A 14044-nucleotide genomic window follows, 5' to 3' on the forward strand; every position below is an offset into this window, starting at 1 on the left:
AGGCATAATGTTGCAACGTTTTTACTCTAGTTTACTCATGATAACTTTACTGCTCACTTTTGTGGGTCAGGCAGTTGCGTCTGTAGCTATGGTATGCGAAATGCCACATATGCCAACTAAGACAGCAACGCATGCCCAAATGCCAATGACACAAAGTAGTGATGCAACAGCTGTCGTTAGCATGTCTGAAAATATGATGCAGATGGATTGTTGCGACGACGAAAGTACGCCACAAAATGACTGTAAATGCCCTATGAGTGGCTGCGCTGCTAACTCAATGCTTAATGTTGATACTTTATTTAGCGTTACTTTACTTGAATCTGAAAAAGTAAATGTACGTGTATTTACTACACAAATTAATATACCTCGTTCACTCTACCGCCCTCCTATGTCTGCTTAATAGCAGGATAGGTGTAATATCAATTTTATTGAAAACATGCTCATTCTAGCGAGTTAAATAACTCTCTAACTGCGTTAAAAATTACTTATATAAAGCAACTATACTGCGTAATTTTTTCCTTGTTATAGAGCTATTTCCCTACCGCAATAATAGATCATTAATTCAATGCAATTGATATAAAAGGTTTTTGTAAAACTCCTAAACACCTTTTTTGCTTCCTAATTTAAGATTTTCTTTTATTTTTAGATGGAGCAGGTGATGAACCACGCTGTAAGTATTAAAGTCGTATTATGTAGTGTTGTGTTATTTAGCACAGCTGTTAATGCGCAAAACAATCAAAATAACCTAAATACCGAAACACTAAAGCAAACTAGTAATGAGCAAACGCTTAGCTTAACGCAAGCGCTTAATTATGCGCTAACGCATGAGCCATGGCTAAAAGCGAGTGGCTACCAAGAAGATGCAGCAATAGCGCAAAGCATTGCCGCTGGCACCTTACCCGATCCTGTTTTAACGGTTGGCTTACTCAACTTACCTACTAACGGTTATGCGTTTGATCAAGAAGGGATGACGCAGCTTAAAGTTGATTTGAGCCAAAAGTTTAGCCGAGGGAATAGTTTAGCGCTTAGACAAAAAGCATTAGCACAGTCTGCTCAACAATACCCTTGGCAGCGCGCCGATCGCTTAGCACAAGTAAAAGCAATTGTGATTGAGTCGTGGTTAAACGCGTATCGTGCTCAGCGAAGTATTGCTTTAATTGAGCTAGATAAAGGGCTATTTACTCAACTTATTGACATTACCGAAGCAAGCTACGCAAGCACCTTAGGTAAAACACGTCAGCAAGATATTATTCGTGCGCAATTAGAACTCACCCGTCTTGAAGATAAGCTGGTTATGCTTGAGCAGCAATTTGAAAGTGCTAAAAACCGTTTAGCACAGTGGTTACCTATGAATATGCTTATGCAGCCTTTAAATACTGAGTTTACTAAAACCACAGGGCTGGTTGATTTTGCGAGCCTTGAATTTGATGAGCTAATACAGTTGCTTATGGCGCATCCCGCAATTATTGCGATAGATAAAACCGTAACGGCAAAGCAAACCGAAGTTGCGCTCGCTAAGCAAAGCTACAAACCTCAAATGGGCGTTAATGTGGGTTATGGTTACCGAGATGATACCCCGATGGGTGAGTCGCGAGCTGATTTACTCTCTGTAGGGTTTAGTATTGATTTGCCATTGTTTACTGATAACAGACAAGATCAACAGGTTAAATCGGCTATTGCTAGTGCAGAAGCTATTAAAACACAAAAGCTGGTGGCGCTTCAAAAACTCAAAGGCATGTACTTTAAGGAGTTTAGCCAACTCGCTCGTTTGCAAAAACGCGATGCGCTTTATCAAAATACGTTATTACCGCAAATGTCAGAGCAATCTCAGGCAACACTAAATGCTTATACACGCGACGACGGGGATTTTTCTGACGTGATGCGCGCGCGCATTGGTGAACTTAACGCCAAAATTGATGCACTGAATATTCAAGTAGATCAACATATTATTACCGCCCGCCTTAATTATTATGCAAGTAGCTTAGACACCCAAGTAATGAGCGAGCAAACTGGAGAATTACACAATGAATACTAATTTAAAGTTACTTGTTGCCGCCTTAGTTGGCGCAGGCGCCTTTGGGTTAATAGGCGGCTTAGTAATGCAGTTTTTACCTAGCAACTCGGCAATGAATGAACAGCAAAGCGCTGAAAAACAGCCCTTATATTGGGTAGCCCCTATGGATAGTAATTACAGGCGTGACGCGCCAGGGCTTTCGCCAATGGGAATGGATTTAGTACCTGTGTATGAAAACGCTAGCAAGGCTCAGGATGGACCAGGTGCTGTAACTATTTCGCCTGCAGTCGTTAATAACTTTGGTGTAAGAACTGCCAAAGTGCAGCTTAAAACACTTCACAGAGATATAAATACTGTGGGTTATGTGCAATATAACCAAGACCAACTTATTCACATTCATCCGCGTGTAGAAGGCTGGATTGAAAGTTTATACGTTAAAGCACAAGGCGCAGAAGTTAAAGCCGGTGAGCCTTTATATACATTGTATTCACCACAATTGGTGAACGCACAGGAAGAGCTTTTATTGGCGGTTAATCGTAATAATACCGTGTTAATTCGCGCTGCAAAGGCGCGTTTAGAGTCTTTAAATGTGTCTGATGGATTTATCGAGCGCTTACAAAAAAATAAAAAGATAATGCAAAATATTACTTTTTACGCAAAGCAAAGTGGTGTGGTAGATGAGCTAACAGTACGAGAGGGCTTTTACGTTAAACCAGGCACATCAATGATGAGTATTGCCCAGCTTGATGAAATTTGGGTAGAGGCGGAAGTGTTCGAGCGCCAATCAGAACAAGTGAGTGTTGGGTTGCCCGTTACAATGACGCTTGATTACTTAAAAGGTCAAAAGTGGGAAGGTAAGGTTGATTACATTTACCCCGCGCTTGATGCTAAAAACCGGACTCTGCGTGTAAGGCTTAGGTTTGAAAATGCAGATCATCGGTTAAAACCAAATATGTTTGCACAAGTGAGCATTCACGCTAAAGCGAGTAAGGCGCAATTTACAGTCCCTAAAGAAGCGGTAATCCGCACGCAGCATCAAAACCGCGTGGTTATTGCATTAGGTGAGGGTCGTTTTAAATCGGTAGAAGTTGAAGTTGGGCAAATTAATAGTAATGAAGCGGTCATTTTGTCAGGTGTAATGACAGGTGACACGGTAGTGACTTCAGCGCAATTTTTAATAGACTCTGAATCGAGTAAAAGCTCCGACTTTAAACGAATGGAAATGCCTAGTTCTAGTATTAACTCAGGTATGAGTTCGGATTCTGGTTCAGACTCAAATATGAACATGGATATGCAGCCACAAAATGCGACTGTTAACGGTACTATTAACGCCATAGATACACAAAATCGCATTATTAATATTAGCCGAGAAGCCATTGAAAAATGGAATCGAGAACCCGCCACAATGGACTTTGTATTAGCGCCAGATATTGATATTAGTCAGTTTGAAAATGCCCAGTATATTAATTTTACTTTTAGCATTATTAACGATGAATTTGTAATTACTAAAGCGCAAAACGCAGAGCCGATTGATCATTCTACTATGCAACATAGTTCTCACTAGGAGCCATTATGATAACTGCCATTATTCGCTGGTCTGTTAGCAATCGCTTTTTTGTGTTGTTGCTTACATTAATTTTACTGGGTGGAGGATTGTTTGCGGTAAAAAATACTCCCGTGGATGCCTTGCCTGACTTATCTGATGTTCAGGTCATTATAAAAACCACTTATCCGGGGCAAGCGCCGCAAGTAGTGCAAGACCAAGTTACATTTCCGCTCACCACAGCAATGCTTTCTGTGCCGGGTGCGCAAACTGTAAGGGGGTTTTCGTTTTTTGGAGACTCGTACGTTTACGTTATTTTTGACGAAAAAACCGATTTGTATTGGGCGCGTAGCCGAGTACAAGAATACCTAAGCCAAGTAGCGAGTAGATTACCCGATAGCGCTACGCCAGAGCTTGGCCCTGATGCAACAGGCGTAGGTTGGATTTACTTATACGCACTAGTTGATAAAACAAATAAACACGATATTAGTCAGCTACGAAGCTTACAAGATTGGTTTTTAAAGTTTGAGCTACAAACTGTGCCCGGTGTATCTGAAGTGGCTGCTGTTGGTGGCATGGTTAAGCAATACCAAGTCAATGTAGAGCCCGATAAATTACGGGCATATGGTATTCCGCTAAGCCTTATTCAAACAGCTATTCAACAAGGCAACCAAGAGATGGGCGCCTCGGTAGTTGAAATGGCTGAAGCTGAATACATGGTAACAAGCACCGGCTACATTAAGAGTGTTGCCGACTTGGAAGCTATTCCGCTTGGTGTAAACGCCAACGGTACTGCGCTGCAATTACGTGATGTAGCTGATATTCGGGTCGGACCGCAAATGCGCCGTGGTATTGCAGAGCTAAATGGCGAAGGCGAAGTAACCGGCGGCATTGTTATTATGCGCTATGGCGAAAATGCACAAAAAACCATTGAGCTCGTAAAAGAAAAACTAGAATCGCTTAAAAAGGGATTACCAGAGGGCGTTGAAATAGTCCCTGTGTACGATCGCTCTAACTTAATAAATAACGCGGTAGATAATCTAACAAGTAAGCTAATTGAAGAGCTTATTGTAGTTGCCTTAGTGTGTGTGGTGTTTTTGTTTCATGTGCGCTCATCGCTGGTGGCGATTATTACGTTACCGCTTGGGATTTTAACGGCATTTATAATTATGTATTGGCAGGGGATTAACGCCAACATTATGTCTTTAGGAGGAATTGCAATAGCGATAGGCGCAATGACCGACGGCGCTATCGTCATGATTGAAAATATGCATAAGCATATGGAAAAAACGCCCCTTACCAAGGAAAACCGTTGGGAAGTTGTGGCTAAATCGGCGAGTGAAGTGGGTCCTGCATTATTTTTTAGTTTATTAATTATTACCGTCAGCTTTATGCCGGTATTTATTTTAGAAGCGCAAGAAGGACGTATGTTTGCGCCACTCGCTTACACTAAAACCTATGCTATGGCAGCGTCTGCTGGGCTTGCGATTACCTTAGTGCCGGTATTGATGGGTTACTTTATTAGAGGTAAAGTTATTTCGGAGCAAAAAAATCCAGTTAACCGATTACTTGTTGCAGCGTATCGGCCATTACTTAACTGGGTGCTTAAATTTCCAAAAATGACATTGGTACTCGCGGTGGTTGTTTCTGTTATTGGCTTTTACCCGGTAAACAAAATAGGCAGTGAATTTATTCCGCCACTCGATGAGGGCGACTTAATGTATATGCCCACAACGTATCCAGGTTTATCGGTAGGTAAAGCGCGCGAAATACTACAGCAAACCGACAAGTTAATTGCCACAGTACCCGAAGTTAAAACGGTATTTGGTAAAGTTGGGCGAGCAGAAACTGCAACAGATCCTGCGCCTCTTACAATGATAGAGACGTTTATTCAGCTAAAACCAAAAGACGAATGGCGCGAGGGTATGACCCTTGAAAAGCTGAAAAAAGAACTCGACGGCTTAGTTAAGTTTCCAGGGTTGACGAATGCGTGGGTAATGCCAATTAAAACACGTATTGATATGCTCGCAACGGGTATTAAAACTCCCGTGGGCATTAAAGTTGCGGGACCAAAGTTGAGCGAAATTCAAAAAATTGGTCAACAAATAGAAGTGCTTTTAAAAGATGTGCAAGGCACCGCATCGGTTTACTCAGAGCGAGTAGCCGGTGGACGTTATATAAAAGTAGATATAAATCGTGAAAAAGCCGCGCGTTATAGCTTAAACATTAGCGACGTACAGCAAGTTGTATCTACTGCAATAGGTGGTACAAACGTAACACAAACGGTAGAAGGGCAAGAGCGTTACCCTGTTAATTTACGTTATCCGCAAGCATACAGAGACTCGCCAGAAGAGTTAATGTTGTTACCTATTGTAACGCCTACAGGGCAGCGTATAGCACTTGGTGATGTAGCCGATGTATTTATTGAAGATGGACCGCCTGGTATAAAAAGCGAAAATGCACGTTTAAACGGTTGGAGTTTTATTGATATAGATGGCGTTGATATTGGTACTTACGTTGAGCACGCTCAGCAAGTGCTCAATAAAGACCTAATACTACCTGCTGGCTACTCAATTACGTGGGCTGGGCAATATGAATACATGCAGCGCGCTAAAGACAAATTGACTTATGTATTACCACTTACATTAGCGATTATTATTGTATTGCTTTACCTTAATTTTAGAAGCTTTGCTGAGGTCACTATTATTATGGCTACGTTGCCACTGGCAATGATTGGTGGCGTATGGCTAATGTATTTAGAGGGCTTTAACTTTTCAGTTGCAGTAGGTGTAGGCTTTATTGCCTTAGCTGGAGTAGCGGTAGAAATAGGAGTCATTATGTTGGTGTATTTAAACCAAGCCTATCAAGAAAAGTGCCTCGAAGCAGAGCAAGCCGGAAAACCGCTTAGTTTAGTGCAATTACAGCAAGCTATTATTGAAGGAGCAGGGCTTAGAGTGCGCCCGGTTATGATGACTGTCGCGACAATTATTATCGGTTTATTACCTGTACTTTATGGTACAGGCACCGGAAGCGAAGTAATGAGCCGAATAGCAGCGCCTATGGTTGGCGGTATGGGCAGTGCAATTGTACTCACCTTACTTGTTATTCCTGCTGTTTACTTGCTGTGGCGCAAACAAGGACTTAAATAATATAAAACAACAAGACTATAGAGCAGTGCGGTTACTACTCACGCATTGCTCTATAAAAATTACCTATAATTTGTAAGTTGTTCTATTAAATAGCTAGTTATTACTCATATTTAAATTAACTAACTGTTTTTAAATAGCTTTTTAATTGGCACGCTTTACGCAGTGTATTACCTATACAGTCAACTAAGTAAGGAATGCACATGCAAGTTAAAACAATTAAAGAGGTATACGATTGGACCGTTTTGTTTCATACGCAAATGGCGGCTAATTTTTATAGCGTAAAGGATTTACTCGATGAACATAATGCAATGCTGGTGGACTACTACCTAAATTACGAAAAAAAACTCGCCGAAGATTTAGTCGGGTTTAAAGCGATAACCGAAATAAATACGCTCGATACGTACAGTTATGAATACTTTGCTAAAAATCCTGAGCTAATTACTTTTGAAGACATTAGTAAAGATCAGCAATTCGATGAAGAAGTCATTCAAGGCTATTTAGCACAGCAACATCAAAAAGTGATTGAGTTATATGAATACTTACTTGAACGCGCCGAAACCGAAAGTGGGCAAGAAAAGCTTCAACAAATACTAGAGCTTGAAAAGCAAGGTATAAAGCAAATGATGCAAAGTACTAATCGTCATATGGATATGTAGCTTTATAAAAGAGCGGGATTACTGAGTTTATCTCGCTCTTATTAGCTTTAAGGTGATTATTTAAAATAGCTGATGCTTGCATCGGCTTATTTTATGTCTGCGTTAAATAATCTGCAGAGCATTTTGATGGACTGAAATGGTATGCGTGTCAGTTGTATGGCACGCATAAATGGAGGTTAAACTTCTTCCGTATCTACAATTAAATCACTTGTAATTGATTCCAATGCTTCAATAACTTCGTCTTTATCCATACCATTTGGCAAAGTAACGGTAGCAACAGCGCTAAAAATAGGCACTCCCCAATTAGGTGCACTTTGTTGTCTTGAATTTAAGTGAGTAATATTAGCGCCTTTATGACGTATTACACTTGCCAGTTCTTGAACAATACCAGGACGGTCGTTACCTGTTATAACTAGATTAATTTGCTCTAGTGTTGATGGTTCAATCTCTGTGTTTCCGGTTTCAATACGAACGTCTAACTTAGGTAACTTATTTAAAGCACTTTGTAATGATTGAAAATGCTCCTCAGCAACTTCAAGTTGAATAATACCTGCAAAATGACCTAATAAATGGCTTAAGTTACTGCTTAGCCAGTTGCCATGATTCTGTAATACGACTGATGAGATGCTCTCTACTAAACCAGGGCGATCTTTCCCTAAAATAGTTATAACCAACTGCTTCATAAATAATTCTCTTTTTAAGCCCAAAGAAAGTAAATGCATAGGCATTAAGTATGTTGTCTAATTTAAATTGTGTGTTGTTGCACTTTTTTATAAATCTTTGATTATAAGTTAAAAAAATGGATATAGTTGTGTTGACTATACGCAGTATTAATAGTCATTATTATTTACTAAGTACTCTTTTAGTATTGACCTCGATAAATACTTTGTCCAATTATTTTATAATTTAGTTCACTTATAAATCACCTATTTGAAGCTAATTTAGACTTTTCCCTCGTTAGTTTTATTTAAAGCTGTTTTAGAGTGCTTATTGTTACCGTTGTAACAATACTGTCATCTTGATGAAATATAATTTATGCAACGTTAAGATTTAAGGGTGTTTTGATGACTTCAAATCCGAATAAGCCGACTTTTAATACGGATCGAAGCCGTCTATTTAAAGATCGGTTTGCCAAATTTGGCATAACCGCAGGTGGGATAATGGTATTAGTAGCGCTGCTATTAATATTCTTTTACCTTCTTTATGTAGTACAGCCAATTTTTGAATCAGCAAAAGTAGAAAAGCGCGATAGCTTTCATGTTGCTAATTCACAGCAAATAGTAGGTTTAGGCGTAGAAGAGCAAACTGAAGTAGCTTATTTACTAAGTGAGCAGGGGCAGGTTGATTTTTACAGTGTTGAGTCAGGTAGTTTTGGTAAAAAACTCAAAATGCTTAATGCAGAGTTACCTAGTGATGCAACAAGCTTTGCAACTAGCGCGCCTTTTCAAGGGCATTATGCGTTTGGTTTAAAAGATGGCACCGTAATGGTTGTTGCACCTAAATTTTTAGTTACCTTTCCAAACAACGAACGTAAATTAACACCTCGCTTAGGTTTTCCTCTTGGGGAAATGGCTTTAGAAGTAGATGAGCAAGGTGCGGCTATTAAACGCTTTGCATTTAGTCACTATGAAGACAAAACAGCAGTTGTAGCACTTACCGAAGATAAACGTGTACTGTTTAGCAGTTTTGTTGCTGAAGAGAATATGTTTACTGGTGAAGTTGAGTGGGTTGTTGAGCGTACAGAACTTGATGTTGAAGGACGTGTAGACGAGTTATTAATGTCGCCAGATACAACACGTACTTTTGTGCGTTCTGCTAATCAAGTGTATGTATACGATACACGAGACCCAAGTGATGTAGAGCAAATTCAATTACTTTCGGCTAACGAAGAAAATGCAAATATTGTATCTGCACAGTTGTTGGCTGGTGCAAACTCATTAATGCTTGCGAATGATAACGGTGAGGTTTCGCAGTGGTTTGAAGTAAACACTGACACAGGCCGCGAATATCAAAAAATTCGCTCATTTGAAACGACTAAGCAAAGTAAGCTAAATATATTTACTGAGTTTTACCGTCGTACTTTTTTTACTACCGGCAATAATGGTGAGCTAGGTGTGTATTACACAACAAGTGAAGCAAAACTTTGGCAAGGTAAAGTAAGTGAAGGTGCAATAGAGAACTTTGCAATTGCACCACGTTCAAATGCTGCGTTAATTTTAGCGGATAACAAACTAACCGTATTAGATATTCACAACGAGCATCCAGAAGTTACTTGGTCAGCACTTTGGCAAGAAGTGTGGTACGAAGGTTACCCAGAGCCAGGTTATATATGGCAGTCAACATCAGCTAGTGATGACTTTGAGTCTAAGTTTTCATTAGTGCCAATTTCGTTTGGTACATTAAAAGCTGCACTTTACGCTATGTTGTTTGCTGTACCAATCGCGCTTTCGGCGGCTATTTACACGGCATACTTTATGTCGAGCAAATTACGTAAAGTGGTTAAGCCTACCGTAGAAATAATGGAAGCATTACCAACGGTTATTTTGGGTTTTTTAGCGGGTCTTTGGTTAGCACCGTTAATAGAAGAACACTTACCTGCGATTGTTGGGTTACTCGTACTATTACCGCTAGGTATGTTAGCGACGGGCTTAGCTTGGACTAAATTGCCAACAAAAATTCGCCATAGAATTCCTGAAGGTTCTCATTCAATAATCCTTATTCCGGTCGTCTTACTTATTGGTTGGTTTTCGTTTGCGATGAGTGGATTTGTTGAGCTTTGGATGTTTGACGGCAATGTACGTCAGTACTTAACAAATGAGCTGGGTATGACATTCGATCAACGTAACTCACTTGTTGTAGGTATTGCGATGGGTTTTGCGGTTATTCCTACCATATTCTCAATTGCAGAAGATGCTGTATTTAGTGTTCCAAAGCATTTATCAAACGGCTCATTAGCATTAGGTGCAACGCAGTGGCAAACACTAATACGCGTTGTATTACTAACAGCAAGCCCTGGTATTTTCTCAGCGGTAATGATGGGACTTGGCCGAGCAGTTGGCGAAACCATGATTGTACTTATGGCCACGGGTAATACACCTATTATGGATTGGAGTATTTTCCAAGGTATGCGAACGCTTGCGGCAAATATTGCAGTTGAAATGCCAGAGTCTGAAGTAGGCAGTTCACATTATAGAATACTGTTCTTAGCGGCCTTTGTACTATTCATATTCACATTCATTTTTAACACAGTAGCTGAGTTTGTTCGCCAGCAACTGCGTGAAAAATATAGCTCGATGTAAGCGGAGAGACACGACATGGTAAAGCAGTGGTTTAAGTCTGGTTCTCCTTGGATTTGGATGACCGGTGGTGCAGTGAGCATCAGTTTGATTTCAGTTTTAGGCTTATTAGCAATGATAGCCTGGAAGGGATTAAGTTTTTTTTGGCCTTCGGAAGTTGTGCAATTTGAACTTGAAGGGTCGATTGCAAAGCAAACCGTGATTGGCGAAGTTTACGACCGTGAATTAGTACCAAAAACGCGTTTAGCCGCGACAGGTATTGATGTTAGCGAATTTGAAAAAGAAGAAATAGAGCGCTTGCTTATTAAAACAGGTAACCGCGAATATGTAGATTTAGATTTTCGTTGGATATTAGAAACCGACATAAAAAATAAAACAGCACCAGCGGCGCTTGCTGTATTTGAGCGTAGTAAAAACGGTAATTTTTATGGTTATGTTGAAAGTGTAATTAAAGATGGTAAACCAGTCGAAGGCGATAAGATTGAAGCGCTGCATGAGCTTGTAGAGCGTGCAGTTGACTTAAATGACGAAGCACTTGATTTGCAAAATGGTGACATTGGGCATATTAACTACGCACTTGAACGCCTTCGTTTAAAAGAAAAGGGCTACTTACTCGATAATGCACTTACTGATGAGCGTGTTGCTGAGCTTGCTCAAGAGCGTGCTGAATTACGTGCACAGTATGGTGTACTTGAAAAAGATTTATTTGCACTACGCAAGCAAGCTAAGCGTGACCACGTAACTGTAAAAGATATGCGCGGTGAGGTTGTAACGATTCCAATGTACCAAGTACTTGATGTTTGGTTTCCAAACGACATGGGCTTTTTTGCAAAGCTAGGTCACTATTTTGTACAGCTAGGTAAGTTTGTATCTGATGATCCACGTGAAGCAAATACAGAGGGCGGTGTTTTCCCTGCTATATTTGGTACTGTGTTTATGGTTATGTTGATGGCTGTAATAGTGACACCGTTTGGCGTTGTTGCTGCAATTTACTTACACGAGTACGCCGCTAAAAATGCAATCACTAAAATGATTCGTATCGCGGTGATTAACTTGGCTGGTGTTCCTTCAATTGTATATGGTGTATTTGGCCTTGGCTTTTTTGTATACATGTTAGGTGGTAGCTTAGACCAACTATTTTATCCAGAATCGTCGCCAACGCCAGTATTTGGTACGCCAGGTGTAATGTGGTCGGCATTAACGCTCGCTATACTAACGCTGCCAGTTGTTATTGTATCGACTGAAGAAGGTTTATCTCGTATTCCAAGTACCGTACGTGATGGTTCACTAGCGCTTGGCGCAACAAAAGTAGAAACGTTATGGCGCATAATTATTCCAATGGCAAGCCCTGCAATTATGACCGGTTTAATACTGGCAGTTGCGCGTGCTGCAGGTGAAGTTGCACCGTTAATGCTAGTAGGCGTCGTAAAAATGGCCCCTACATTACCACTTGATGGCAACTTCCCGTATTTTCACTTAGATAGAAAGTTCATGCACTTAGGCTTTCATATATACGATGTTGGCTTCCAAAGCCCTAATGTTGAAGCGGCACGCCCGCTGGTATACGCAACGGCCTTTTTATTGGTGTCGGTGATTATTACCCTAAACATAACGGCCATTGGTATACGTAACCATTTACGTGAAAAGTACAGATCGCTTGAACACTAATTAGTAAAGATTTTATAGGTAACAAAAATGATTACAGTCGCTCCAAAAGTAAACCAAGCTAATATAGGCCAGAAGTTAGACCTAGAAAATTTAACGGATGACCAAAAAGCACTAGAGATTAAAGATCTCGATCTTTACTACGGTGATAAGCAAGCGCTTAATAAAGTAAATATGAACATTCCAAAAGGCCAAGTAACTGCGTTTATAGGACCATCGGGCTGTGGTAAATCAACTCTATTGCGTTGTATCAACCGCATGAACGATTTGGTAGATATTTGTCGTATTGAAGGTGAAATATTACTTCACGGTCAAAATATTTACGATAAGAGCGTAGATGTAGCAGCACTTCGTCGTAATGTAGGTATGGTGTTTCAGCGTCCTAACCCATTTCCTAAATCAATTTATGAAAATGTGGTTTATGGCCTACGCTTACAAGGCATTAAAGAGAAGCGTAAGTTAGACGAAGTGGTAGAGCAATCACTTCGTGGTGCTGCTTTATGGGATGAAGTAAAAGATAGATTACACGATAGCGCGTTTGGCTTATCGGGTGGTCAGCAACAGCGTTTAGTTATTGCTCGCTCAATTGCAATTGAGCCAGAAGTTCTTTTATTAGATGAACCTACATCAGCACTTGACCCTATTTCTACTTTGGTAATAGAAGAGCTAATAAACGATTTAAAAAACCAATTTACCGTTGTTATTGTTACACATAACATGCAACAAGCAGCACGTGTATCTGATCAAACAGCCTTTATGTATATGGGCGAATTGATTGAGTACTCAGACACAAATACCTTATTTACTACACCAACGAAGAAAAAGACCGAAGATTATATTACCGGTCGTTACGGTTAATTAGCCCGTTGTAGCGTGTTGTGCAAGATTAAGAGAGAAGGTAACTATGGAACATAATATTAATAAACATATTTCTGGGCGTTTTAACCAAGAACTAGAAAATGTACGTAATCATGTATTAAGTATGGGTGGCTTAGTTGAGCAGCAGTTAAATAGTGCGCTTGATGCGGTGAGTCGTAACGATGCAGAGCTTGCTCAAAAGGTACGTCAGAACGATTATAAAGTGAATGCAATGGAAGTAAGCATTGATGAAGAGTGTACGCGTATTATTGCTCGTCGTCAGCCTGCAGCAAGTGACCTGCGTTTAGTGATTGCAATTGCTAAAACAATTGCTGATTTAGAGCGTATTGGCGATGAAGCTGAGCGAATTGCTAAAGTTGCACTAGACTCATTTACCAAAGATCAGCAAGATTTATTAGTAAATATTGAAAATATGGGCCGCCAGGTTTTAAAAATGCTACACGACGTACTAGATGCATTTGCCCGTATGGATGTGCAACGTGCATTTCAAGTACATAAAGAAGATGCAAAGGTTGACCGCGAATATGAAGCCATCACACGTCAAATAATGACTTACATGATGGAAGATCCACGCTCAATACCTAAAATCATGGACTTAGTCTGGTCTGTTCGCTCATTAGAGCGTATTGGTGATCGCTGTCAGAACATTGCTGAATACATTATTTATTTTGTTAATGGCAAAGATATTCGCCATACATCTCAAGAAGATATAGAAAAATCACTATGATTTTTTACCCATCATGCTTTTCTATTAAAGCGGCTTAGTGTCGCTTTGTGTATTGCAAGCTTTAGTGAAGTAATAAAAAGCGTTCACAATCTTGGTTAATACTGTAAAATTCATG

10 protein-coding genes are annotated in these 14044 nt (G+C 40.1%); 9 read left to right on the top strand and 1 reads right to left on the bottom strand.

The features are described 5' to 3' along the window. The first annotated feature begins 37 nt into the window (after nt 1-37). The 5 genes from I6F47_RS08585 to I6F47_RS08605 all read left to right on the top strand — a co-directional run bounded on the left by I6F47_RS08585 (nt 38) and on the right by I6F47_RS08605 (nt 7362). Nucleotides 38-400: a hypothetical protein gene (locus I6F47_RS08585; protein WP_225913250.1), complete on the top strand. Its 363-nt coding sequence runs from the start codon at nt 38-40 to the stop codon at nt 398-400. Nucleotides 401-658: 258 nt separating this feature from the next. Further along, entirely contained in the window at nt 659-2035 is a 1377-nt protein-coding gene (locus I6F47_RS08590) for a TolC family protein (protein ID WP_165722414.1), read from the top strand. Then, a complete protein-coding gene (locus tag I6F47_RS08595) occupies nt 2025-3578 on the top strand; it encodes an efflux RND transporter periplasmic adaptor subunit (protein WP_197183696.1) in 1554 nt (517 codons plus the stop codon). The genes I6F47_RS08590 and I6F47_RS08595 overlap by 11 nt, the downstream gene beginning before the upstream one ends. A gap of 8 nt (nt 3579-3586) precedes the next feature. Then, complete coding sequence (locus I6F47_RS08600) at nt 3587-6706, top strand: efflux RND transporter permease subunit (protein ID WP_165722418.1); 3120 nt, start codon at nt 3587-3589, stop codon at nt 6704-6706. Between the two features lie 200 nt (nt 6707-6906). Continuing rightward, nucleotides 6907-7362, top strand: coding sequence for a hypothetical protein (locus I6F47_RS08605; protein WP_007586459.1), 456 nt, complete (start codon nt 6907-6909; stop codon nt 7360-7362). A 176-nt stretch (nt 7363-7538) separates the two neighbouring features. Here the strand turns inward: I6F47_RS08605 and I6F47_RS08610 are convergent, their stop codons facing one another. Continuing rightward, on the bottom strand, nt 7539-8045 hold the full coding sequence (locus I6F47_RS08610; protein ID WP_007586460.1) for a glycine cleavage system protein R: 507 nt from the start codon (nt 8043-8045) through the stop codon (nt 7539-7541). Nucleotides 8046-8426: 381 nt separating this feature from the next. Here I6F47_RS08610 and I6F47_RS08615 point away from each other — a divergent pair, with 381 nt between their 5' ends. Genes I6F47_RS08615 through phoU form a run of 4 tightly spaced genes read left to right on the top strand, consistent with a single transcriptional unit; the run spans nt 8427 to nt 13929 of the window. Then, on the top strand, nt 8427-10661 hold the full coding sequence (locus I6F47_RS08615; RefSeq protein WP_121953755.1) for an ABC transporter permease subunit: 2235 nt from the start codon (nt 8427-8429) through the stop codon (nt 10659-10661). 15 nt (nt 10662-10676) lie between these two features. Next, the gene (gene pstA, locus I6F47_RS08620; RefSeq protein WP_197183697.1) at nt 10677-12326 is read left to right on the top strand and encodes a phosphate ABC transporter permease PstA; all 1650 of its coding nucleotides are present in this window, start codon (nt 10677-10679) and stop codon (nt 12324-12326) included. Between the two features lie 27 nt (nt 12327-12353). Further along, nucleotides 12354-13181, top strand: a complete 828-nt coding sequence (pstB, locus tag I6F47_RS08625) for a phosphate ABC transporter ATP-binding protein PstB (RefSeq protein WP_007586464.1) — start codon at nt 12354-12356, stop codon at nt 13179-13181. Between the two features lie 46 nt (nt 13182-13227). Then, nucleotides 13228-13929, top strand: coding sequence for a phosphate signaling complex protein PhoU (gene phoU / locus I6F47_RS08630; RefSeq protein WP_007586465.1), 702 nt, complete (start codon nt 13228-13230; stop codon nt 13927-13929). Nucleotides 13930-14044 lie beyond the last annotated feature (115 nt).

The sequence above is a fragment of the Pseudoalteromonas sp. NZS37 genome (assembly GCF_015864265.1).
GTDB classification, from domain to species: Bacteria; Pseudomonadota; Gammaproteobacteria; order Enterobacterales; family Alteromonadaceae; genus Pseudoalteromonas; species Pseudoalteromonas arctica.